General features: G+C 36.1%; 18 protein-coding genes and 1 tRNA gene. 4 read left to right on the forward strand and 15 right to left on the reverse strand.

What is annotated here, in order from left to right; all coding sequences use genetic code 11:
- Positions 1-54: 54 nt before the first annotated feature.
- The gene (locus tag ACJJVT_RS13480; protein ID WP_405399377.1) at positions 55-2,319 is read left to right on the forward strand and encodes an acyl-CoA dehydrogenase; all 2,265 of its coding nucleotides are present in this window, start codon (positions 55-57) and stop codon (positions 2,317-2,319) included.
- Here ACJJVT_RS13480 and ACJJVT_RS13485 read toward each other — a convergent pair.
- The 9 genes from ACJJVT_RS13485 to ACJJVT_RS13525 all read right to left on the reverse strand — a co-directional run bounded on the left by ACJJVT_RS13485 (position 2,316) and on the right by ACJJVT_RS13525 (position 15,053).
- Positions 2,316-3,143 (reverse strand): GIN domain-containing protein, encoded by an 828-nt coding sequence (locus ACJJVT_RS13485; protein WP_405399379.1) that lies wholly within the window; start codon positions 3,141-3,143, stop codon positions 2,316-2,318. The two genes, ACJJVT_RS13480 and ACJJVT_RS13485, sit on opposite strands and share 4 nt — an antisense overlap.
- A gap of 132 nt (positions 3,144-3,275) precedes the next feature.
- Positions 3,276-5,105, reverse strand: a complete 1,830-nt coding sequence (locus ACJJVT_RS13490; protein WP_405399381.1) for a cbb3-type cytochrome c oxidase subunit I — start codon at positions 5,103-5,105, stop codon at positions 3,276-3,278.
- A gap of 60 nt (positions 5,106-5,165) precedes the next feature.
- Positions 5,166-6,269: a cytochrome c oxidase subunit II gene (locus ACJJVT_RS13495; protein WP_405399382.1), complete on the reverse strand. Its 1,104-nt coding sequence runs from the start codon at positions 6,267-6,269 to the stop codon at positions 5,166-5,168.
- Positions 6,270-6,300: 31 nt separating this feature from the next.
- Positions 6,301-7,635 (reverse strand): quinol:cytochrome C oxidoreductase, encoded by a 1,335-nt coding sequence (locus ACJJVT_RS13500; RefSeq protein ID WP_405399383.1) that lies wholly within the window; start codon positions 7,633-7,635, stop codon positions 6,301-6,303.
- A 15-nt stretch (positions 7,636-7,650) separates the two neighbouring features.
- On the reverse strand, positions 7,651-8,211 hold the full coding sequence (locus ACJJVT_RS13505; protein WP_405399385.1) for a c-type cytochrome: 561 nt from the start codon (positions 8,209-8,211) through the stop codon (positions 7,651-7,653).
- A gap of 2 nt (positions 8,212-8,213) precedes the next feature.
- Positions 8,214-8,744, reverse strand: a complete 531-nt coding sequence (locus ACJJVT_RS13510; protein ID WP_405399386.1) for a DUF3341 domain-containing protein — start codon at positions 8,742-8,744, stop codon at positions 8,214-8,216.
- 2 nt (positions 8,745-8,746) lie between these two features.
- Positions 8,747-10,492 (reverse strand): NrfD/PsrC family molybdoenzyme membrane anchor subunit, encoded by a 1,746-nt coding sequence (gene nrfD, locus ACJJVT_RS13515; protein ID WP_405399388.1) that lies wholly within the window; start codon positions 10,490-10,492, stop codon positions 8,747-8,749.
- Positions 10,493-10,524: 32 nt separating this feature from the next.
- A complete protein-coding gene (locus ACJJVT_RS13520; RefSeq protein ID WP_405399389.1) occupies positions 10,525-13,647 on the reverse strand; it encodes a TAT-variant-translocated molybdopterin oxidoreductase in 3,123 nt (1,040 codons plus the stop codon).
- Positions 13,648-13,682: 35 nt separating this feature from the next.
- Complete coding sequence (locus ACJJVT_RS13525; RefSeq protein WP_405399390.1) at positions 13,683-15,053, reverse strand: c-type cytochrome; 1,371 nt, start codon at positions 15,051-15,053, stop codon at positions 13,683-13,685.
- A 232-nt stretch (positions 15,054-15,285) separates the two neighbouring features.
- Between ACJJVT_RS13525 and ACJJVT_RS13530 the strand changes: the two genes are divergently transcribed.
- On the forward strand, positions 15,286-15,657 hold the full coding sequence (locus ACJJVT_RS13530; protein ID WP_405399392.1) for an SPOR domain-containing protein: 372 nt from the start codon (positions 15,286-15,288) through the stop codon (positions 15,655-15,657).
- Between the two features lie 55 nt (positions 15,658-15,712).
- Here ACJJVT_RS13530 and infB read toward each other — a convergent pair whose 3' ends face one another.
- The 3 genes from infB to rimP are packed head-to-tail and all read right to left on the reverse strand — an operon-like array spanning position 15,713 to position 20,302.
- Positions 15,713-18,553, reverse strand: a complete 2,841-nt coding sequence (gene infB / locus ACJJVT_RS13535) for a translation initiation factor IF-2 (RefSeq protein ID WP_405399393.1) — start codon at positions 18,551-18,553, stop codon at positions 15,713-15,715.
- A 42-nt stretch (positions 18,554-18,595) separates the two neighbouring features.
- On the reverse strand, positions 18,596-19,828 hold the full coding sequence (gene nusA, locus ACJJVT_RS13540) for a transcription termination factor NusA (protein ID WP_073242344.1): 1,233 nt from the start codon (positions 19,826-19,828) through the stop codon (positions 18,596-18,598).
- Between the two features lie 12 nt (positions 19,829-19,840).
- Entirely contained in the window at positions 19,841-20,302 is a 462-nt protein-coding gene (gene rimP / locus ACJJVT_RS13545) for a ribosome assembly cofactor RimP (protein ID WP_405399394.1), read from the reverse strand.
- Between the two features lie 221 nt (positions 20,303-20,523).
- Between rimP and ACJJVT_RS13550 the strand changes: the two genes are divergently transcribed.
- Complete coding sequence (locus ACJJVT_RS13550) at positions 20,524-21,849, forward strand: cation:proton antiporter (protein WP_405399395.1); 1,326 nt, start codon at positions 20,524-20,526, stop codon at positions 21,847-21,849.
- 48 nt (positions 21,850-21,897) lie between these two features.
- Here the strand turns inward: ACJJVT_RS13550 and ACJJVT_RS13555 are convergent, their stop codons facing one another.
- On the reverse strand, positions 21,898-22,230 hold the full coding sequence (locus tag ACJJVT_RS13555; protein ID WP_405399396.1) for a hypothetical protein: 333 nt from the start codon (positions 22,228-22,230) through the stop codon (positions 21,898-21,900).
- 252 nt (positions 22,231-22,482) lie between these two features.
- A tRNA-Gln gene (locus ACJJVT_RS13560) sits at positions 22,483-22,553 on the reverse strand.
- A 168-nt stretch (positions 22,554-22,721) separates the two neighbouring features.
- On the opposite strand from ACJJVT_RS13560, the gene ACJJVT_RS13565 reads away from it, so the two are divergent.
- On the forward strand, positions 22,722-26,045 hold the full coding sequence (locus tag ACJJVT_RS13565; protein WP_405399397.1) for a DUF2723 domain-containing protein: 3,324 nt from the start codon (positions 22,722-22,724) through the stop codon (positions 26,043-26,045).
- An 82-nt stretch (positions 26,046-26,127) separates the two neighbouring features.
- Here ACJJVT_RS13565 and ACJJVT_RS13570 read toward each other — a convergent pair whose 3' ends face one another.
- Positions 26,128-26,424: a thioredoxin family protein gene (locus ACJJVT_RS13570; protein WP_405399399.1), complete on the reverse strand. Its 297-nt coding sequence runs from the start codon at positions 26,422-26,424 to the stop codon at positions 26,128-26,130.
- Positions 26,425-26,470: the final 46 nt, after the last annotated feature.

Below are 26,470 nucleotides of genomic sequence, written 5' to 3' on the forward strand. Positions count from 1 at the left end.
AATGAAGCGTTAAATACATATAAGAAATCTAACTAAAAATTGTAATTTCATGGCATGACAAAAGAAAATTACACTGCACAAGTTTTACAATATATTCCGGTCTTTTATATTATCTGGTCAGATGACCTATTGTCGGCATCAGAATTAAATGTTATTGAGAATGCTATTTCTAACGATAGCACATTATCTGGCGACGATAAAAAACAACTTAAAGCATGGATGAATGTCAAAAATCCACCAAAGAACGAGTTATTTAAGTATTGGAAACAATTGATTATCAATAGCAATGTAAAGTTGGTAGAGCATGAAACATATCCGCTTACGGCATTCAGTCAAAAAGTAGCATCGCATTATCATAATGACTTCTTGTTCAATAATCAAATTAAAGAGATTGAAATAAACTTGGGCATTCAACCCAATCATTACAATCATTTATTTGAGGTACATATTGATTTAGAAAAAAAGTCTTCACAGTATTCTGCACAAGTTATAGACACTATTTTAAAAGGAGAACATACAGAAGCTATAGATGCCTTTAGATCTGTACTTAACGATCCAATTTTTTCATGGGAAGTTAGACGTGACAAAGAAGAATTTAGAAATCATGTTTTAAAACAAGTAGAATTTCTAGCGGATAAAGGTTACGGTGCAATGGCTTACCCAAAAGAATATGGCGGCACCAATGATATGGAGGGCTATGCTACCATTTTCGAAAATATGATGTGGGCAGATGGAAGCTTAGCTATAAAATTTGGCGTTCAATTTGGATTGTTCGGAGGAAGCATTCAAAAACTGGGAACCAAAAAGCACCATGATAAATATTTAAGCGATACAGGTAAGGCCGAACTATTAGGATGCTTTGCCATGACAGAAACCGGACACGGATCTAATGTTCGCGGAATAAAAACTACCGCAACCTACAATAAGAAAACTGAAACTATTGTCATACATACCCCAGGAAAAAATGACAATAAAGAATATATTGGCAATGCTATACATTCAAAAATGGCATCTGTTTTTGCCCAACTCATTATTAATGGTAAAAATGAAGGCGTTCATGCGATTCTAGTACCACTTAGAAATGAAAAGCATGAGCTACTACCAGGTGTAACTGTTGAAGATAATGGCTATAAGCTCGGGCTAAACGGTGTTGATAATGGCAAGATCTGGTTTAACCAAGTTGAAGTACCCAAAGAAAATTTACTAAACAAGTACGGAACCATTTTAGGTAATGGAGAATACTATTCAGAAATTAAAAATCCGAACAAACGATTCTTTACCATGCTAGGTACTTTAGTAGGTGGTAGAATTTGTGTTGCGAGAGCAGGTTTAGGCGGAGCCAAATATGCGCTGACCGTAGCTATCAAACATGCTTTAAAAAGAAGACAATTTAATGATAGTGTAAAAATACAGGAAGATTTATTGATGGATTACCCATCTCATCAATTACGTTTAACTCCGCTAGTTGCAAGTGCATATGTGTATCACATTACATTAGATAAAATGATGAGGCTTTACTGCGATGAATCTCAACCTGACAAAAGACAGGTTGAAACACAGGTAGCAGGACTTAAATCTATTATTACCTGGTATGCTAACGATGCTATTCAAGAATGTCGTGAAGCCTGTGGTGGCAAAGGTTATTTGTTGGAAAACAGAATTGCAGATCTAAAAGGCGATGTAGATATATTCACCACGTTTGAAGGCGACAACAATGTTCTCTTACAACTTGCTGCAAAAGGCGTACTTTCAGATTTTAAAGCTGAATTTAATAGCGCAGGCTTTTCAACGGTATTAAAATTGTTAAGCTCTCAACTAAGCGATAAGCTTTCTACCATAAATCCGCTATACACGAACAAGACGGATAAAGACCATTTATACAACCAGAAGTTTCATGTTCATGCCTTTGAGCATAGAACAAGAAGACTTACCTATACAATAGCTATGCGAATTAGGGGATATATTAAAAAGGGTATTCCGTCTTATCAAGCATTTTTAAAGGTTCAAACTCATTTAATGACTCTTGGCAAGGCATATAGTGCTGAACTGGCTTATAAATCATTTATAGAGCACACAAGCACAATTACTGACCCAGAATACAAAGCACTATTTGAAAAATTAGGAACTTTATACGCACTTTCCGAAATAAGAAAAGATGCTTCTTGGTATTTAGAACAAGGCTACATTAGCGGAACTAAGTCAAAAGCTATACGCCAGCGTGTTGAACGTTTATGTACCGAGCTAAGACCACATTTAAATAGCCTTGTAGACGGTTTTGGCATACCTGAGCATTTAATGACAGCACCTATAGCGAATTAGTTTCGCTCCTTTTCTAATCGCGAGGTATCTAGAAAGTCTAAAATGGTAATTTGTGGTTCACCATATAGTTTGGTTCTAGTACCTCCTTTTGAACTAAGTTGTAAAGTTTTTAATGCTCTGACTTCAATATCTGGCGAATCTTCAGTAACTAGAAGCACATAGTTTGCTTGTAGGTCAGCTGCTTTTAAAGAGCTATTACCATACATTTTTGCCATTAAGTAATCTGCATTACCCTCAACTTTCGCAGACGCATTTTTATACATGTAGATATTACTGCTCGCACCAGTAGAATACAATTTCACATCTATTCTATCCTTTAAGGTAAGATTCAACGAATCACTGGCTAAATTAAAATCACCAGAACTTATTTCTTCCATTGTAATATCCATGATATCGGCAGTAGCATTGAGCTCTAATCTAGAAGTACCAAAAGTTTGTACTCTTAAGCGATTTGTAGAAATAACGTCTTTCATACTAATTTTACCATTAAGCATCTTAATACTGCTTAGTTCTTGAAAGAAGATAGTAATATCAAGTTTCTTTTTTGACGTTATATTATAGAATGATGATATTTTAAGAACTCCATCGTCAACTTTAAATTTAAGAACATCCAATAAATTGTCGTCTAATTCTAAAGCATAACCTTCAGTTGTAGACTTCTGAATTACAATATCTAAATCATCGACTAATTCAATCGCTGTAAAAGGCTCTAAATCTTCCCTTACTTCAATGACATTTTTATTCCCCTTTATCTTCGGTTTACGTTGAGAGTAACCATTAACTGAAATAAACAATACAATAACAAGTAGGGCGAACTTTTTCATAATCTAAACTTCTATTTAAAATTGAAGGTATTTAATTTTATGTAATAATAAAACAACTTAGCAATATCTTAAGAAGATTGCAAAAAAAAGCCCAACTATTACTAGTTGGGCTTTTATATAACTTAATGAAGCTTAATGATTCATTTCTTCTTCATTTTCCTGAAGTGGTATATGTTGTGGTATGTAATCTTGACCTGGAATGTAATATTCACCATTCTCATCAACCTTACTATAATCATAAGACCATCTATGAACTTCTGGTATTGCACCAGCCCAGTTACCATGAATATGCTTTTGTTCAGCAGTCCATTCTAATGTATTAGATTTCCATGGGTTCTTAGGTCCGACCTTACCATAGAAAATACTATAGATAAAGTTTGCAACAAAAATTAATTGCGCAGCACCGGCAATGATAGCAAACACAGTCATTAAAACTTGTATATCTGCAAGTTCATCAAACATTGGAAACGCCGTGTTTTCATAATATCTTCTTGGTACACCTGCCATACCAACAAAATGCATTGGAAAGAATACACCGTAAGCAGCAACCGCAGTTACCCAAAAATGTACATAACCTAAATTTTTATTTAAAAGTTTTCCTTCGAACATTACAGGGAACCAATGGTACACACCAGCAAACAAACCATATAATGCAGAGATACCCATTACTAAGTGGAAGTGAGCAATTACGAAATAGGTGTCATGAACATTAATATCTAATGTACTATCCCCTAAAACAATACCTGTTAAACCACCTGTAATAAATGTTGATACAAAACCAATGGAAAATAGCATCGCAGGGTTTAATTGCAGATTACCTTTCCAGAGTGTTGTTATCCAGTTAAATGCTTTTACCGCTGAAGGTATCGCAATCAATAAAGTTGTAAATGTAAATACAGATCCTAAAAATGGATTCATACCAGAGATAAACATATGGTGACCCCATACAATTGTTGAAAGAAAAGCAATTGCAAGAATAGAAGCAATCATTGCACGGTAACCAAATATAGGCTTACGTGCACTAGTAGCCATAATCTCAGATACTAATCCCATTGCAGGTAAAATCACGATATATACTTCAGGGTGTCCTAAGAACCAAAACAAATGTTCATATAAAACCGGAGAACCACCTTGATAATGTAATACCTCACCTTGTATAAATATATCTGAAAGGAAGAAAGAAGTACCAAAACTTCTATCCATAATCAATAATAATGCTGCAGACAATAAAACTGGGAATGATACAACACCAATAATAGCCGTTACAAAGAAAGCCCATATCGTTAAAGGCAATCTTGTCATTGACATTCCTTTAGTTCTTAAATTGATAACAGTTACAATGTAGTTCAATGATCCTAAAAGAGAAGAAGCAATAAATATTGCCATTGAACTTAACCATAAGGTCATACCTAAACCAGAACCAGGTTGTGCCATTGGTAGAGCACTTAAAGGTGGATAAATCGTCCAACCTGCAGCCGCAGGTCCTGCTTCTACAAATAGTGATGAAATCATTATTAAAGAAGCCAAAGCGAATAACCAAAAAGAAACCATGTTCAAGAAACCAGATGCCATATCGCGAGCACCAATTTGCAACGGAATCAATAAGTTACTAAACGTACCACTTAAACCAGCGGTAAGCACGAAGAATACCATAATGGTACCGTGCATAGTTACTAAAGCCAAATAAACATCGGCATCCATAACTCCACCTGGCGCCCATTTTCCTAAAAGAGATTCAAATATAGGAAATGCCTCACCTGGCCAAGCCAATTGCATTCTGAATAATAAAGACATCGCAATACCGATGAAACCCATAACCAATACCCCTAAAATAAAGTATTGTTTACCGATCATTTTATGATCCTGACTAAAGATGTACTTTGTTACAAAAGTTTCTTTATGATGATGTCCATGATCGTCGTGTGCGTGATCATCTACATGTGCATGTGCTGTTGCTGACATAATCGTAATCTTGTTTTTATTAATTTTCTTATTATAGCTTTGTTGACTTGAGAATAAAAATTACTCTCCTATTGAAACTGAACTTACTGTATTAAATGCAGGACTAGTCTCATCTTTCATTACCGTCTCTGCAAATGTTGACTGACCTTTCATCCATTCATTATACTCCTCTTCAGTTTCTACAATTATCTTCATTTGCATATTGTAATGAGACTTACCACAAATCTTATTACAAAGCAAGATATAATCGAACTCCCAAGGATCAATTGCCTCTCCTGTTTTCACAGCTTTCTCGGCACGAAGCTTATTAGTTCTCTTCACTTTATCTACCACATCTTGATTCATTCTCATTTCTTCCGTAGTATAAATCGGTGTAAATGAAAATTCAGTAATCATACCCGGTACACAGTTCATCTGTGCTCTAAAGTGTGGCATGTAAGCAGAGTGCAATACGTCTTGAGAACGCATTTTAAAATTCACCTTTCTACCTACTGGCAAATGCAATTCTTTAACAATAACATCATCATGCGCATATGTATCAGCTTCATCTAAACCTAAAACATTTGCTTTATCGATATCAATCATTCTTACATTAGCACCACCTAAAACATTATCTCCACCACCGTATCTCGCAGTCCAGTTAAATTGTTGTGCATAAAGCTCAACGATCAAAGGGTCATCTTCATCATTAACATCCATAATGGTTGTCCACGTATATAATCCCCAAAGAATAAGCCCAGCTAATACAATAACAGGAATAATTGTCCAGATAAACTCTAAACGATCATTATCAGCGTAAAACAATGCTTTCTGACCTTTTTTACCAGCATACTTGTAACCGAAATAGTGTAATAATGCCTGTGTTAAAGTCTGTACTATAAATATAATAACCATCGATACTAACATCAAGCTATCATATTCTGCACCATGAGCAGAACCTGCTTCAGGTAGTAAAAATTTACCGTATTTCCAGAAACTAAAAATTGTGATTCCGTAGATGAATACCAAGAATGCGAATAACATGTATCCGTTATTCTTATTATCGCTATCCGTCGCTATTTGGTGTTGTTCAGTTTTAAGCTGAGATAATTCGAATATTTTAGTCAGTTGCCAAATGGCAATGGCTACAAGAACAAGTACAGCTAAAGTTAATAATGTCGTCATTGTATATATAAATGTTATACTTACTTAATTACTAGTAATGAAAATGTCTACTTTCTTCAATAAAAGGATTTCTTTTTGGTTGTAGCGGTTGTGTTGAAATCGCTCTAAAAATCCAGAATATAAATAGACCTGCAAAAAACAATACAGAACCAATTTCAGGTATACCAATGTACCAGTTATCACCAACAGTAGATGGCATAATGGCGTTAAAGATATCCATATAATGACCCGCAAGGATTACAATACCTGTTAAAATTACGAACCAATTGATTCTCTTATAATCACTATTCATCAATAATAGCACTGGAAATAAGAAGTTCATTGCAACCATACCAAAGAAAGGCAATCTATAATCTGCAATTCTTGTTACGTAATACGTTACTTCTTCAGGTATGTTAGAATACCATATTAACATAAATTGAGAGAACCATAAGTATGTCCAGAATATACTTATACCGAACATGAATTTTGCCAAATCATGAATATGACTATCGTTAACGTCTGGTAAGTGACCTTTAGACTTCAAGTAAACAGTAACCATTGCAATAACTGTAATACCTGATACAAACATACTAGCAAAGATATACCAACCGAACAATGTACTGAACCAGTGTGGCTCAACACTCATAATCCAATCCCAAGACATGATAGACTCAGATATAAGATAGAATACTAAGAAACCAGCAGATATTCTAAAGTTCAATTTAAAGTTTGAATCATCATCAGATGCATCTTGAGCAATAGATAGTTTTCTAGAATATTCTCTATATCCAATCCAACCCGCTAAAAATATAGCCGCTCTAATTAAGAAGAACGTAGGATTTAAATATCCAGCTTTACCTTGAAGTAATGCATCATGAGCAACTACAGTTTCATCCATCCAAATGAATAAATGATTCATATGAAGTACTGAAAGAAGTAATATTACAAATACTATAATTCCACCAGGAACCAAGTAAGCAGTAATCCCTTCCATTACTCTAAATAACAATGGAGACCAACCTGCCTGTGCAGCACGTTGTATCGCATAAAATGCCAATACCCCTAATGATATCATAAAAAAGAAAAATGCCGCAACATATAATGCCGCCCAAGGTCTATTCTTTAATTGATCTAACAAATGCTGATCATGAGAAGAATCGTGTTCTTCACCATGAGCTTCAGCAACAGCATGATCATTTTCATTCGTTGCATGTTCAGCCTCTACTTCATGGGCATCACCATGACCTCCGTCATGACTTGCAACCATTTCTTTCGCCTCTGCTATAGTTCCAGGAGCCATAACAAATCCTCCAAGGATTCCTAATGCACCTACTATCATTAGAACGAAGGAAGCTATTTTAAGTCTATTTGAAAACGTATACATAGTATTGTTTACCTATTATTTGGTTAAATCTTGTTTCAGTGTCATTACATATTCAGATACTTGCCACATCTCTTCAGTATTCATTTGAGATGCATAAGAACCCATAGAATTCAATCCGTAATGAATTGTATAATATGTTGATCCTACTGTCAAGTTTCTTACTGGGTCTGCGTAACTAGGCACCCCTAATATCTTTTCTCTTTTTACAAGTGTTCCTTTACCATCACCTTTATCTCCGTGACAGATTGCACAGTAAATGGTATATAATTGACCACCTTTAGCCAAGTTCGTTTCAACATTCATTGAATCTAATGGACTATTCTGTAATCTTGATAATTCTTTACCTTCTGGAGAATTTTCAATTTCGTAAGGCAACCAACCTCTATTAATAGTATTTGCCGGTGGTAACATTGCCTCAGATTCTCTTGGTAAAAAATCTACCTCACCATAAGTTTCGTAACCTACAGACTCATACATATTAGGCATGTACTGATAGTTTCTTGAACCTTCAGTTTGACAAGAAGTCACCACTATAGCTAGACCGAATATTATTGCTAATTTCTTAAAACTGTTCATATTTAATGACTGTTTTTTTCTGATATATTAATTTCAACTGCACCAGTATCGATTAACAAATCTCTTAATTCTTGCTCGTTGTCATGGATTTCTATTTCCATTAAAAAATGATCATCCGTTGTTCTTACATCTGGATTCTCAGCTTCTTTAAAAGGCCATAATCTACTTCTTAGATAGAATGTAATAACCATTAAGTGAGCTGCGAAGAAAACCGTTAATTCGAACATAATTGGAACGAATGCCGGTAAGTTCTCTAGATAGCTAAAACTTGGCTTACCACCAATGTCTTGAGGCCAGTCTTCAATCATGATATAATTCATCATAACAGTTGCTACCGTAAGACCAACACAACCATATAAAAAGGCTGTTATCGCTAATCTTGTCGGCGCCAATCCCATCGCCTTGTCTAATCCGTGTACAGGAAAAGGACAATATACCTCTTCAATATGAAGCTTTGCTGCTTTAACCCTTTTAACGGCAAGCATTAGCACATCATCATCATCGTAAAAAGCGTGTATAACTTTAGATGCCATATTTATCTTTTGTTATTTAATAAAATTCCTGCTTGTCCTGCCCAGTCATCACGTTGTGCTCTTCCTGGAAAAGAACCTGTAATAGAATCTAACAAATTGTATTCACTCTCAGTCATTCTAGCTACTTGAGCAAATGTGTAAATTCCTATCTCATTCAAAGTAGCTTCCATTTGAGGTCCGATACCTTTAACTTTCTTCAAATCATCAGCCTCTTGTGTAGTAGCATCAAAAGATCCAACTGCACTTAACAAATCAGACACTCCAACTTTATCTCCGACAGTAGGCACTACTTCACCCATTAAAATATCATCAGTAATCGGCTCTTTAACCTCTGCCTTTAACTTTGTTATTTGATACATCGGCTTACCAGAATCTCTTAAGGTCTTATACTTTTCACCAGAAGCTTTCAAGATAGATTTTACCTCTGCCTGAGCAATTACAGGGAATGTTCTAGCATATAACAAGAACAATACAAAGAAGAAACCTATTGTACCAATAAAGATACCGATGTCAACAAATGTTGGTGAGAACATTGTCCAAGAAGATGGAAGATAATCTCTATGTAAAGAGGTTACGATAATCACGAATCTTTCGAACCACATTCCTATGTTTACCACGATAGAAATAAAGAAAGAGAACATGATACTAGTTCTTAATTTTTTGAACCACATGAACTGTGGAGAGAATACATTACAAGTCATCATTGACCAGTAAGCCCACCAGTAAGGTCCAGTTGCTCTGTTCAAGAACGCATACTGCTCATATTCAACACCTGAGTACCATGCCATAAACAGCTCTGTAATGTAGGCACAACCTACAATAGAACCCGTTAACATAATTACAATGTTCATTAACTCAATATGCTGAATAGTAATGTAGTTTTCTAAATGACATACCTTTCTCATTATAATCAACAAGGTGTTCACCATAGCGAAACCAGAGAAGATTGCACCTGCAACGAAGTACGGCGGAAAGATAGTTGTATGCCAACCTGGTATTACCGAGGTGGCAAAATCAAAAGATACAATGGTGTGTACAGATAATACTAATGGTGTTGCAAGACCTGCAAGAACCAATGATACTTCTTCAAATCGTTGCCAATCTTTAGCACGACCAGTCCAACCGAAACTTAACAAACTGTATATCTTCTTTTGAAAAGGCAAAACAGCTCTATCACGAATCATTGCGAAATCAGGAAGAAGTCCTGTCCACCAGAATACTAATGAAACAGATAAATATGTTGAAATTGCAAATACATCCCAAAGAAGTGGTGAGTTGAAGTTTACCCACAATGAACCAAATTGATTTGGAATTGGAAGTACCCAGTATGCTAACCAAGGACGACCCATGTGAATAATTGGAAATAAACCCGCCTGAACTACAGAGAAAATTGTCATTGCCTCTGCAGAACGGTTAATTGCCATTCTCCATTTCTGACGGAACAATAATAATACTGCCGAGATCAATGTACCGGCGTGACCGATACCTACCCACCAAACGAAGTTGGTAATATCCCAAGCCCAGTTTACAGTTTTGTTAAGACCCCAAGTACCGATACCGGTAGAGACCGTATAAATAATACAACCTACTCCCCAAAGAAATGCCACTAAGGCAATGGAAAAAACTATCCACCAATGCTTGTTTGCTCTTCCTTCTACTGGAGCGGCAATATCCACAGTTACATCGTGGTAGCCTTTGTTCCCAATAACTAGGGGTTTACGTATAGGTGCTTCGTAATGCGACGCCATAGACTTTTGTTATAATTACTTTCTACTATTGTTTATGCTTCGTTGGTGTTTCTAACCTTAACGTGATAGAAAACATTTGGTTGAGTACCTACATGCTCCAATAAGTGGTACATACGGTCACTCGCTTTTAATTCTGCTACTTTACTCTTCTCATCATTAACATCACCAAATACAATGGCTCCATTACTACATGCAGAAGAACAAGCTGTTTGGAATTCTCCGTCAGCAATAACACGTCCATCTCTTTTAGCATCAAGAATAGTTTTTTGTGTTTTTTGAATACACATAGAACATTTCTCAATAACACCTCTAGAACGAACATTTACATCTGGGTTCAATACCATTTTACCCAAATCGTTATTCATATGGAAATCGAACTCGTCATTGTTATTATACAAGAACCAGTTAAATCTACGTACTTTATAAGGACAGTTGTTTGCACAATATCTCGTACCTACACATCTGTTATAAGCCATTTGATTTTGACCTTGTCTACCATGTGATGTTGCCGCAACAGGACAAACAGTTTCACAAGGTGCATGGTTACAGTGCTGACACATTACAGGCTGAAAAGCAACCTGAGGATTAGCAGAAGGATCTTCTAACTCACCGAAACCTCCTAATGAACCAGCATCTCCAAATAAACCTTCAAAACCATCTTTCTTCTCATTATCACCTTCGAAAGTTTCTTCAGAAGAATAATATCTATCGATACGCAACCAATGCATATCTCTTGACTTTCTTACTTCAGCCTTACCAACTACTGGCACGTTATTCTCAGCATGACAAGCGATAACACATGAACCACAACCAGTACAAGCATTTAAATCGATCGACATATTAAAATGATGCCCAATGGTGCGATCAAAGCTATCCCACAAATCAACAGATGTTGCAGGAACTTCTTGGTGATCTAAAGAAACCATAGGAACCTCATTCCACTCAGAATGATTTTTAGTATTGAATATCTCTAAAGTTGTTTCCTTTATGATATCTCCTCTACCCATAAGGGTTTTATGCAATTGAATACAAGCAAACTCATGGTTACCTGCAACTTTTTCTACACTTACAGATTGATTAGCATTGAAACCATCATACAAGGTAAAGGCGTTAACCCCAGTTTGCATATCTTCTTTCAATCCTACTTTCTTACCATAACCAAAAGAAAGACCTACAGTACCTTTTGCTTGACCTGGTTGAACTACAACCGGAACTTGATCAATACTCACACCATTCACAGTAAGCTTTACATAGTTACCATCCATACCGCCATTAGCGACATTTACATTCTCTACACCTAACTCAACAGCATCAGCCTTAGAAATAGTAACATAGTTATCCCAAGATACTCTTGTAATTGGATCAGGGAACTCTTGCAACCAAGGGTTACTTGCTTGCTGACCATCACCCATACCTACTTTTGAATATAAAGTAAGCTCCATACCATCACTGGTAGTATTTGCTAAACTACGAATAGCAGAAGCCATAGAAGTGTTAGTAACAACCTCAGTAGCATCTTCTACAACAGCAGCTACATTTTGTGCAGCGCCTTCAGCATCAACAACCATAGTGTCTGCACTGAAAACACCATCTTGCAATGCCTGGTTCCAACTAGCTCCGTTAAGAACAGAAGAAGACCATGTATCTTTTATATAATCATAATACGTTTGCTCGCTTCCAAGTAATCCTAAAACTACTGTTTGAAACTGCTTAGTATCAAATAATTCTTTAATTGTTGGCTGCATTAAACTGTAATGCCCCTTTTTAATTTCAATATCACCCCAAGACTCCAAGTAGTGATTTGTAGACCCAACATACTGAACTGCTTCAGTGGTCTCGTTCCAGTTTGTAGAAAAAGCAACCGTTAGATCCACTTTAGACAAACCTTCTTTAAAATCAGCAGCATTTGGCAAAGAATACACAGGATTAACCCCATCCATCAACAAAGCCCCAACTCTACCTGCTTTCATATCGGCAATTAAAGCATCTACAGCTTTAACACTACCTTTTCTAATATATTTAGGCGCAGCAACATCAAATGCCTTACTAGCCAACATTTCGTTAATAGCTAAAACAACCGCCTGAGCATTAACATCATCTAAACCAGTTACAACAACTGCACTTGAACCTGCCTTCTTAATTTCTACAGCTATAGAATCAACTAATGCATCATATTCAGAAGTGTTACCACCTACCGAAGTACCATTTAGTTTTCCATATAATTTAGCCAATACAACTTTCTGAGCACTTGGCTTCATAGCCACACGCTTATCTGCATTTGCACCGGTTAATGACATATTCGCCTCTAACTGTACATGTCTTGACATTTTACCATTCTTAGGCACACGACCTCTAGAATAACCGGCATCATATCCACCACCTTGCCAATCAGCAATAAAATCTGCTCCAAAAGAAACAATAAGTCCAGCTTTTTCGAAATCGTAATCCGCTAAAGCACGCTCTCCATATTTATTTTCAAAAGCAGTCAAAGCAGCATCTTCTGAAATCGCGTCATAAGTTACATGAACAACATTTTCATTAGCCGCAACCAAATCTGACATCAAGCGATCCGTTGACGGACTAGCGTATGTTTGCGTAAGTACAGCTATTTTTTTAGCAGAACCTTTAAGTCCGCCCATTTTAGCTTTCACCGCAGCATTCAACACATCCCATTCAACCGGCTCACCATTAGCCAAAGGCCCTTGCAATCTAGTACTATCGTACAAAGAAAGAACAGAACCCTGAACTCTTGCATTCGCAGAACCGCCAACTTTAGCCAAGGTATTATTCTCAACTTTAATAGGACGACCTTCACGTGTCTTAATTAATATGCTTGCAAAATCAAATCCGTTAGCTATTGTTGTTGCATAGTAATTTGCAACCCCAGGAACTATATTTTCTGGTAACACCACATAAGGAATCGATTTTACAACCGGACCTTCACATGCTGCCAAAGAAGCAGCTGCAGTACTAAACCCAACATACTTCAAGAAATCTCTACGATTTGTATTTGTAGAAGACAAAGTTTCCTTGTCACCCAAGAAATCATCCACAGGAATCTGCTCTACAAATTCGTTCTGCTTTAGCGCCTCAACAATGGAATCGTTAGGATTTAACTCCGCCTCGTTCTTCCAATATTTTTTGTTTGATGCCATACGTATTATCTGTAATTAGCTTCTTTAAATTATTATTAATAGTGACATTTACCACATTCCAGTCCACCCAATTGAGCAGCTGTCAAATTCTCTACACCGTACTTCTTAGAAAGCTCAGCATGAATTTTCTCATAGTACTCATTACCTTCAACTTTCACGTTTGTTTCTCTATGACAATCAATACACCAGCCCATTGTCAATGGAGAGTACTGATACATAATTTCCATTTCCTCTACAGGACCGTGACAAGTTTGACATTCAACACCAGCAACAGAAACGTGTTGTGAGTGATTGAAGTAAGCAAAATCAGGAAGGTTATGAATTCTAACCCATTCTACAGGCTGACTATCGCCAGTATAACTCTGAGTTTCTTCATCCCAACCAACTGCTTTATATAATTTCTTGATTTCGCCAGTATAGAATTCGTTTGTGTAACCGTTCTCTAAATCTTCTTGCGAAGGCCCTTCAGGATTACCAGTATATTCATAAACTGATTTATGACAGTTCATACACACGTTTAATGAAGGAATACCAGAATGCTTAGAAACTCTAGCCGAAGAATGACAATACTTACATTCAATTTTATTATCACCAGCATGAACTTTATGCGAATAATGAATTGGCTGAATAGGTGCGTAACCTTGATCAACACCAACTTGCATCATCCAACCATAAGCAAAATAAGCACTACCTAATAACAAGACAATCGCAGTAACCAAAACCAAAAATTGATTTTGAGCGAATGCTTTCCAAATCGGAGTTCTTTTTGCAGCGTTATCTTTTTCAAGAACAATACCATTTGCCTGAGCTATACGCTGTAAGGTTTTATTCACCAACAACAACATAACAACCAACAAACCAAATACAAGCACCAAAGCACCTAATATGATTTCATTAGAAACACCAGCCGAACCAGTAGTTGCAGCAGCAGCTTGAGCATCACCTGCAGCAGGAGCTGGCGTAGCAGCCGGAGCCGCAGCGGTATACGCTAGTATATCATCAATATCACCATCTGATAATGTTGGGAAAGCAGTCATTGCCGCTTGATTATACTCTGCATAAAGCTTGTTAGCATAAGCATCTCCTGATTTGATAACACCAGGACTATTCTTAATCCAAGCATACAACCAATCTTTACCTAAGCCTTCATCTTCACTTAATCTAGTTTCTACATTTTCTAATGCAGGTCCTGTCATCTTACGATTCAACGCATGACAAGCAGCACAGTTCTGATTGAACAATGCTTTACCATTTTTAGCATCTCCAGCACCAGCAGCTACTTCAGTAGTTGCAGCATCTGCAGCAGGAGCATCCTGCGCTGTTAACGGACTTGCGAAAAGCAAAAAAACTATTAGGGATAAACCTAAAATTTTAGAAAACTGATTTCGGTTTGGAACCTTTTTCATATTATCGAATATTTCTATCGGAATCTTGGCATGATTTTGGTCATAGATGAAACCAATTATAATCCACCAAATGCCTAAATCGAAGACAAAAATACGACATAGTCTTTATTTGGAAAATGTTAATGTATCTATAATTTACAATTTAGAAATATTCTAAATAGATCCTGATTTATTTGTTTGATCCTTAATAAATTACTTTTGCCAATAACGAAAATAAAATTAAAAATAGGTTATGAAAATTCTTAGCACCCTCGTGGTTTTTGCTTGTTTTACTCACTTTAGCTATGCGCAAGGTGCAAATGTGAACATAGAACAAGACCAGAAGATTGATCAGTTGTTAGAAATCTACAAATCATCTCTAAGCAATAACGAATATTACAGAATACAAGTCGGTTTTGGAAATTATGCCAAAGCACAAAAAATAAAAGCAAATGTCGAGGAAGATTTTCCGGATTTGTCATCTAAAATAGATTTTGACTCCCCAACTTATAGAGTTAGAGTTGGTAGATTCACTTCTAGATTAGATGCCGAACGAAAGTTCAATGAGGTACGAATTAAGTACCCCGATGCCATGTTATTAAAACCAAAAAAATCGACCAAATAGGTCGATTTTTTTTGCTTTATTTTTAAAGAGATATAAAAACTCTTCTATTAAAATCCTATTTAGACTTCAATTTCTTCTTCACTGCAACCTCTTGGAATGCTTCGACGATATCACCTTCGTTAATATCATTGTAGTTCTTAATTTGAAGACCACAATCATACCCTTTAGCTACTTCTCTAACATCATCTTTAAATCGTTTTAAAGAAGTCAATGTACCCGTGTAAATCACTACACCATCACGTATCAATCTAATATTAGAGTTTCTAAAGATTTTACCACTAGTTACCATACAACCTGCAATGGTACCAATTTTAGAAATCTTGAATGTTTCTCTAATCTCAGCTGTACCAGATATCTCTTCTTTCATTTCAGGAGACAACATACCTTCCATCGCATCTTTAAGATCATTGATCGCAGCATATATAATAGAATACATACGGATATCAATTTCTTCTTTTTCAGCGATTGCCTTAGCATTACCCATTGGTCTTACATTAAAACCAATTATAACAGCATCTGAGGCCGAAGCTAACAATACATCTGATTCTGTAATAGGACCAACTGCTTTATGAATGATATTCACCTGAATTTCATCCGTAGATAATTTCTGGAAAGAATCGGTAAGTGCCTCAACAGAACCATCAACATCACCTTTAAGGATAATATTAAGTTCTTTGAAATCACCCAATGCAATTCTACGTCCGATTTCATCAAGCGTTATATGGCGTTGCGTTCTAACAGACTGCTCACGTTGTAATTGAGATCTTCTTGAAGCAATTTGTTTTGCCTCACGTTCATCTTCTAATACATAGAACTTATCACCTGCTTGAGAAGCACCATCAAGACCTAAAATAGATATTGGTGTAGATGGTCCAGCAGCTTTAACACTATGCCCTCTTTCATCTTGCATTGCCTTTATCTTACCACTAGTGGTACCAGCTAATACATAATCACCTATTTTAAGCGTACCCGACTGTACTAATACAGTAGAGACATAACCTTTACCTTTATCTAAGAAAGCTTCTACCACAGTACCTGTAGCATGTTTATCAGGATTTGCTTTTAACTCTAACAATTCTGCTTCAAGTAAAACCTTCTCCAATAACTCTTTAACACCTAAACCAGTTTTAGCAGAAATATCATGAGATTGTATTTTACCACCCCAATCTTCTACCAATAAGTTCATTTGCGCTAAACCTTCTTTAATCTTATCTGGGTTAGCAGTAGACTTATCTACTTTGTTTATTGCAAAAACGATTGGCACACCAGCAGCTTGCGCATGGCTAATTGCTTCTTTCGTTTGTGGCATAATGTCATCATCTGCCGCAATTACAATAATTGCAATATCTGTAACTTGAGCACCCCTAGCACGCATCGCGGTAAACGCTTCGTGACCAGGTGTATCTAAGAAAGCAATACGCTCTCCATTCTCAAGAGTTACACCATATGCACCAATATGTTGTGTAATACCACCACTTTCACCGGCAATAACATTTTCTTTACGGATATAATCCAATAAAGAAGTTTTACCGTGATCCACGTGACCCATTACAGTAACAATAGGCGCTCTTGATTTTAAATCTTCAGGAGCATCTTCCTCTTCAACTATACTTTCTTCAATATCAGCAGTAACGAAATCTACTTCATAACCGAATTCATCAGCAACAATAGATAATGTTTCAGCATCTAAACGCTGATTCATTGTTACCATTAATCCCAATGACATACAAGCAGAAATAATTTCGGTCGTAGAAACACCCATCATAGTTGCAACCTCGGTTGCTGTAACGAACTCAGTAACTTTAAGTACCTTGTTCTCTAATTCCTGTTGTTCTAGATCTTTCTCAGTCTGCTCACGATGCTGATCTCTTTTACTTCTTCTATACTTAGCCCCTTTACCCTTCTTAGATTTACCTTGAAGTTTTTCTAGGGTTTCACGTACTTGCTTTTGAACGTCTTCTTCAGTAGGCTCTACTTTTGCAACAGGTGCAAATCTCCCTCTACCTTTATTTCTATCACCAGTGTTACCAGTATTTCTATTTTGACCAGGACCAGAAGGATTCTTTGTTACAATTCTTCTACGTCTCTTTTTACGATCAACACCAGCAGCAGGTTTTTTATCTTCCTTCTTTTTCTTAGGTTTTTCAAATTTACTAAGGTCGATTTTCTCACCTGCAATTTTCGGACCTGATAATTTCTGGTATTGAGTCTCAATAGTTTTTGGAGCCTCAGGTTCTGGAGCAACTTCTGCTGCAGGTTCTACTTTAGCAGATTCCTTTTTAACTTCAGGCTTCTTAGTCTCTTCAACTTTCGGCGCTGCTGCTTTCGGAGCTTCTACTTTAGGCTCTTCTTTCTTAACCTCTTCTTTCTTCACCGGTTGAGATACTATTTTTGGTCCTTGTAAAACAACCTTTCTAGTTTCTTTAACTTCAACCTTAGGCGCAGCTTTTTCCTCCACTTTCGGAGCAACCTTTTCTTCAGCTTTCGGAGTCTCCTTAACAGGTTCTTCCTTAGCTTTTTTCTTAGGATTAAGATCTATTTTACCGACCATTTTAGGTCCGGAAAGTTCAACCTTACCAACCAAAGCTTTCTCTTCAGATTCAGCGTTTCTTCGCTCACGGGACAAGCGACGATCTTCTTGTTCTTTTTCTAATCGAACTCGAATTGCCTCCTTCTCCTTACGCTTTTCCTCACCAACTTCCTTTGAAGCTACCTTTTTGCTCTTATCCGTCTGGAACTCGTCAAGCAAAACTTGATAAACATCATCGGAAATTTTTGTGGTAGGCCTCGCTTCCACATCATGTCCTTTTCCGTTAAGAAAGTCCACTGCCCTATCCAAGGAAATATTAAGTTCACGAAGAACTTTATTAAGCCTTATTTTTGCATTGTCTGCCATAAATACTGATTCCCGTTCTTTTATTTAAGTGCTAATATATAGCTAATCTTCTAATTCTTCTTTTAGGATACGCACAACTTCTAAAATAGTTTCCTCTTCTAAATCTGTACGCTTCACTAAATCGTTAACATCTTGTTCTAAGACGCTACGTGCTGTATCAAATCCGATCTTCTTGAATTCCTCTATAATCCAAGCATCGATTTCATCAGAGAACTCTGTTAATTCAACATCTTCCTCTACTCCTTCACGGAATACATCTATCTCATAACCAGTCAATTGACCAGCTAATCTAATATTGTGCCCACCTCTACCAATAGCTTTCGAAACCTCTTCTGGCTTTAAGTAAACTTGAGCTGTCATCTTCTCTTCATTTAACTTAACAGAAGATACTCTTGCCGGACTCAATGCTCTAGTAACTAACAATTGAGGGTTAGCTGTCCAGTTAATAACATCAATATTTTCATTACCTAATTCACGAACAATACCATGAATTCTAGATCCTTTCATACCTACACAGGCACCTACTGGATCAATACGATCATCATAAGAGTCTACAGCAACCTTCGCTTTTTCCCCTGGTATTCTAACCGCTTTCTTAACAGTAATCAATCCGTCAAACACCTCTGGTATTTCTTGAAAGAACAATTGCTCCAAGAATTTAGGCGAACTTCTAGACATTATTATAGTAGGCTTAGCACCTTTTAATTCTACACTTTCAATAATACCTCTAACATTATCGCCCTTACGGAAGAAATCTGAAGGTATCTGTCTATCTTTTGGCAAGATTATCTCATTACCTTCATCATCTAACAAAATAATAGCTTTATGACGAATGTGATGAACCTCTGCCGTATATATTTCGCCCTCTAAATCTTTAAAGTGCTTATAAATAGTTGTATTATCATGCTCATGAATTTTAGAAATAAGATTTTGACGTAATGCCAAAATAGCTCTTCTTCCCAAATCAATCAACTTCACCTCTTCAGATACATCTTCACCAACTTCAAAATCTGGCTCAATTTTACGAGCAGCAGTTAATGAAATTTCTTCATTCGGCTCTTCTACCTCACCATCGTTTACAACGATACGGTTTCTCCAAATTTCCAAATCACCTTTATCTGGGTTGATAATGATATCAAAGTTATCATCTGAACCAAACTTCTTTTTAAGCGCATTTCTAAAAACATCTTCCAAAATGGCCATCAATGTTACCCTGTCTATGAACTTATCGTCCTTAAACTCTGAGAAAGATTCAATTAACGCAATATTTTCCATTGGTAATTACAATTAAAATTTTAATACAACTTTTGCTTTAATAATATCTGAAAAATTTACTTCTTCTTTTTTCTGAACGGTCACTTTTCCTTTACCTATTGGCTTAGGCTCTCTAGCTTTCCACTCCAAAATAATAGAATCATCATTTACAGTGGTCAAATTTCCCTCAAACTTATCGTCGTTTGTTCTAACTTCAAGTTTTCTCCCAATATTCTTTACATATTGACGGGGCATAACCAACGGAGCCGCTGCACCTGCAGAGGCAACTTCAAGGGAAAAATCGTGTTCTTCACGATCTAAATCATTTTCAATAGCCCTACTTATTTTTATACAATCATTAACCGTAACCCCATGGTCACCGTCTATTACCACATGAATGCTATTATCAGCACCCATAGTGAAATCGATTAAAAATAGGGAGGGATCTTCTTGAAGACCTTGTTCCAATAATTCTTTTACTTTTTCCTTTAGCATAAATAATAAGTAATAAAAGAGGGGACTAATTGTCCCCTCATGAATACTTTTATATCCTTTCAGCTTTGCAAATATACAATAAATTTAATTTCCTACAATAGTCTATTTACACCTAATTCATTCACTATGAAAACAATCAAAATAAATAATAAAAAGAGTAAAAAATAGGCTCTTTTAGAAATTGTCTTATTTTTAGCACAACACCAACCAAAATAACACTAATGGAAATTCTTTCATCTTACAACCTAATTATAGGTGCATCTTTAATTGTAGTATTATCATTCTTTTTTAACGGCATCTCTAAAAAAACGAATATCCCTGCCGTTCTCATGCTCATTGTCTTAGGTATTCTAATCAAAATAGGACTTGAGTTTTTTATACCAGAAATACCAGATTTTAAAGGTTCATTAGAAATTCTTGGCACCGTAGGTCTTATAATGATTGTTTTAGAGGCAGCCTTAGAATTAGAATTGAAGAAAGAAAAACTATGGCCTATTTTAAAATCTATGGCAATCGCACTAATTGGTCTAGTTGGCTCTGCTTATGTCGCCGCTTTAATTCTAAATCTATTTATACCTAATATGACCATGCAATCCGCATGGCTTTACGCGACACCATTATCCATATTATCTAGCGCCATAATTATACCTAGTGTTGGCGGACTGAGTGAAGAGAAAAAAGAATTCCATATTTACGAGAGCACCTTTTCTGACATCATGGGTATAATGATGTTTTACTTTTTAACAGGAAAACTAAACCCGGCAGAAGATACCGGAGCTGTCGGTTTTGGAATAAATTTAGTGGTTACTATAGTTATTGCTTTGGTCGCCAGCTACGCCATCATATTAGTATTTCAACGTATTAAAAGCCAAGCCAAGCTATTCTTACTTATTTCGGTGCTACTGCTTCTTTATGCAATTGGTAAGAAAATGCACTTATCCTCTTTAATCATCATACTTGTATTCGGACTAATTGTAAAGAATGTGAATTTGTTCTTTCCTGGGAAAACAAAGATTTTTCTAGAAAACGAGCGAATGCAGCAAATTTACCACGAACTACATATTGTCACTCTCGAAACAGCATTTGTTGTTCGTACTTTTTTCTTCGTAATATTTGGTATTACCATTGTATTATCATCACTGCTAAGCGTTAACGTAGCCATTGTCAGCTTACTAATTATAGCATCTATCTATATAATACGTTTTTTAGTACTCATAGTTTTTGTTGGCAAGGATATGCTTCCGCAATTATTTATCGCACCAAGGGGATTGATTACGGTACTCTTATTTTACGCCATACCAATGGAAGCACAAATTAAAGGGTTCGAATCTGGCATTCTACTTTTCGTAATTATTGCCACAAGCTTAGTTATGACATGGGCTATGATTCGCGATAAACGTAAAATGGGTACTATGCTAGATGAAATTGACGAAGAGATTGCAGAAAGAAATTTAGCTGAAGATGCAATTAGACATTCGGAAAGCGAAGAACTTATCGAACCTAAAAATGACGCACCTGAGCAAATAGACCCTGAGGATACTCACTAAATCGGATTACAAATCTTACTTAATCACAATAAAACAAAAAAAAAAGGATTATTGAGGCATAAATGAAGCATGCACTTCAACTTGTTCGCTGTACGCCTGTGGCTCAGAATCTTCTAAACTATCTACTTCTTTACGAAAACGAAGTATCATAAGGGTATCTAACTGTTGATCTATACTATCTTTTAGTATTCTCCAGTTAGTAGAATTCATTTTGTTATTGTACTCCATAATCTTGTTAAAGCGATCTAAATTATAGCGATTCGCCTTCCAAGCATGTGCAGTACTTTCTTCGTGTTTTACGTCTTGCATGTAGAATCCGATTCCGAATCCAAGTAAAACAACAATCAATAATATCTTTAAAACTTTTGGAGAGAGTTTCATAGGGTTAAGTTCTTTAGGGTACCAAAGTAAATAATAACATAATCGAAATGGTTTCTTTTCCGATGAATTTGTAACGTTATCGGTTTAAATGTACAAAAATACTGACACACAGTTAACCATTTCTTCACATTAAGTCCTTATGTACGTATGAATAGCAAAGAACTAACTTTAAAAAGGCTTTTAAAATGACATAGGTCATAAAAACAAAAATCCCGATATCAAATGATATCAGGATTTTCTTTGTTCTCTTAGTTGGCCCACAAGGATTCGAACCTTGAATGACGGTACCAAAAACCGAAGTGTTACCATTACACCATGGGCCAATACCTTTTTAAGAGGCTGCAAATTTAAAACAAAGTTTTGTTTCACCAAACATTTTTTAAAGTAAAAATGAAAAAAATCTACTTTACCTATGTTAAAGGTTTATAAAAATAGTTCATTCCTTTCTATATTAATTAGTAAATTCGCCACTTAGGTTTAACCCAAGCTTCATGTTTTCAAAGAACTACCACAAGTGGGACACTATATTAGGATGGTCCGTATTTTTCATAGCACTTATTACATACTACATTACCGTAGAACCCACCAATAGTTTTTGGGATGCGGGCGAGTATATAGCAACAGCTGCAAAACTTCAAGTTGGTCACCCACCGGGTGCGCCATTGTTACAGATGATAGGCGCATTTTTTGCAATGTTCGCTTTAGAACCAAGTCAAGTTGCTATGATGGTAAACCTGGTTTCTGGCGTCTCCAGTGCTTTTACTATTTTATTCATGTTCTGGACAATTACCAATATCACCAGAAAATTAATAGACAAAGATGGTCCTTTCACAAATAGTAAGGCTATTGCCGTATTTGGCAGTGCTTTAGTTGGATCGCTTGCATTTACCTTTTCAGATAGTTTTTGGTTTAATGCCGTAGAAACTGAAGTGTATGCCATGGCAAGTTTTATAATGGCGTTACTATTATGGATGGGCTTAAAATGGGTCGACAATTTAGTTGACCCTCGTGGAAACAAATGGATTGTATTGATCTCTTTCGTTGTAGGTCTTACTTTCGGTATACAATTTATGGGCTTTTTGGCAATACCTTCCATTGGGCTACTTTATTATTTTAAAACCTACAAAGAGACTACTGTAAAGAACTTTTTACTAGCAAACATTATTGTTGTTGCCATTTTAATGTTGGTATATAAATTTTCACTTACTTATATTCTTCAACTTTTCGGTTGGGGAGAAGTGTTCTTCATTAATAGTATTGGGCTACCATTTAACTCTGGGTCTATTATTATAGGCTTACTATTTATAGCTGCTTTTTACTTTGCATTAAGCTATACAAGAAAAAATAATTACAAAACAGGGAATACCATTGTTTTATGTATGATGTTTTTATTCTTAGGCTTTTCATCTTGGTTAATGTTACCTATTAGAGCAAATGCCAAGGTTGTTATCAACGAGAACAATCCTGAAGACGCGCGAGCACTTTTAGCATATTATAATAGAGAACAATACCCAGGTGTAGATAGTCCCGTTTATGGCACCTATTATTCAGACATGTTTGCAGCACCAGGTGAAGATCAAGATGGCAAACCAAAATACGAGAAAGATTATGCTCTTGGTAAATATATAATTGTAAACAAGTATATAGATGCCGTTCAAGGACCTAACCCTAAACACCAAGGTTTGCTACCTAGAATGTGGAGCTCACAAAATGCAGAAAACTACATGCGTTATTTTGGGGCTTTAGATTTCAGAATTACGAAACCAAATCAAGAATTAAGACAAGCCGCAGAACAAGTTAAAATAGGTTTTGCAAATGGCGAAATTGGTGCTGATCAATACATTAGCTTTTTAAAGCGTTTTGATGAGTACATAGAAGTACAACCACCAACCGTGTGGGACAATGTTAAATACATGTTTGAATTTCAGTTCAACTATATGTACTTAAGGTATTTTATGTGGAATTTTGTTGGAAAGCAGAATGACGTTCAAGGTCGTTACAATGAAAATGGTAACTGGCTAAGTGGTATAGATGCTATTGATAGCATAAGATTAGGTAGTCAAGACAACTTACCAAGCGATATACAAAATAATCCAGGCAGAAATACATATTTCTTTTTGCCTTTAATTTTAGGAATTATTGGTATTGTTTTTCAAGTCTCAAAAGACAAAAAGCAATTTTGGGTATTGCTGATATTCTTTCTATTTACTGGTTTGGCTATTCAATTTTACACCAATCCTGGAATTTTTCAACCTCGGGAACGAGATTATTCACTTGTAGGGTCATTCTATATTTTTGCCCTTTGGATAGGTTTAGGAGTTTATGGACTTTATGATAGCTTTAAAGATTGGATTACGCCTAAAGTTTTAGCACCAGTAGTAGTTGTAGTTACCTTACTTGCCGTACCAACAGTAATGGCTGTACAAAACTGGGATGACCATGATAGATCTGGCAGATTTACTGCAAATTCATCTGCAAAGGCATATTTAGACTCATGTCAAGAAGATGTTGGCGCTATATTATTTACAATCGGAGACAACGACACTTTCCCTATTTGGTATGCACAAGAAATTGAAAATTACAGAACAGACGTACGTATTGTCTGTACTAGTCTTTTTGAAACAGATTGGTATGTAGACCAAATGAAGGTTGCGGCATATGAAAGTGCACCGATACCTTCTCAAATTACTCATGAGAAATATAGATGGGGATCAAGAGATGTATTATACCACCAAGGTATTACAGAGAACAGATGGCCAATTAAAGATTTCATTAACTGGATCGATAGCGATAAACCTAGAACAAAACTTAAGTATTTATTTGAGCAGAATGGAGCAGACCTAAGTCAGTATTCAGAAGATACTCAGAACATGGTCTACTACCCTACCAATAAAATTAGGGTTCCTGTAAACAAACAAAATGTATTGAGCAGTGGCTTGGTTAAAGAAAAAGATGCCGACCTTATTGTAGACTACATTGATATTGACCTACCGGGAGCAATAACAAAGAAAAGCATGATGATGCTTGACATATTAGCGAACAATGACTGGAAACGTCCTTTATACTTCTCTGGAGGTAGTTTTGACGATGCTGAATACCTTTGGATGAAAGATTACCTTCAACTAGATGGCTTAGCATATAAACTAGTACCTATTCGTACAGAAAGACCTAACGCATTTGAACTTGGTCGTATCGATACTGATTTAATGTATGATATCGTTACCGGATGGGATTGGGGCAATGCAGGTGGTGATATTTATCATGACACCCAAACACGTATTCAAAGTGTTTCTTTTAGAGGAAACTTGGCTCGTTTGACAGAAGCGTTGATCGAAGAAAACAAAATGGACAAAGCTAAAGATATTATCGAAATATCTTTGACCAATATGCCAGTTGATAAATTTGGGTACTACACTTTAGTAGAACCTTTTATAGACGGCTACTATAAAGTTGGCGAAGGCAAAAAAGCACGTGTGCTATTCGAAAAACTAAAAAAGAAGTACCAAGAAAGACTGGAGTATTATGCTTCTACAAGTTTAGACGAGCAATACAGCAATATTGATGATATCATCGCAGATATGGAAGCATACAGACGTAATATAGATATCATTATTACTAATGATAGCGAAGATATTGCCGAGAAAGAAACATTGATATTCAATGAGTACATCGACAAATTCCAACACTTCTATAAAGATGAGGATGATATGGACATGCGCGAAGAAATGCTTCAATCTGATCCAGATATGATGGATACAGTACCAGTATCTGATACTATTCTACCAGACAATACTAAAACTGAGCTCATAGAATAAGAGATACTATTGAAAATAGCCCACAATAAAAAAGCTTTGAGTTTACACTCAAAGCTTTTTTTTATTTTAAAATCATGGTAGTTTAAACGTATTCTTTAAGAATACCCATTAGTGTAGTAGCATCTTGCTCGCCACTTTGTCGCCATACCATTTCACCTTTTTTATAAATCATAAGTGTAGGTAGACCCTTAACACGTAGCGCTTGAGAAAGCTCTTTGTTCTTATCCACATCAATCTTTATAACCTTACCTCTATTACCTAAGGCAGCGGCCACATCTCTTAATACAGCATGCATTGCGGTCGACTGTTCGTTCCACTCCGCATAAAAATCAAGTAGAACGGGTACCTTTAAATCTATTAGCTCACCAAATTTGGACATAAAAAATGCTTTTCTTAGTTATCCAAATGTAATAAAAATTGTTAAA

The organism is Maribacter sp. Asnod2-G09, from assembly GCF_045063795.1.
In the GTDB taxonomy this organism is placed as follows: Bacteria; Bacteroidota; Bacteroidia; order Flavobacteriales; family Flavobacteriaceae; genus Maribacter.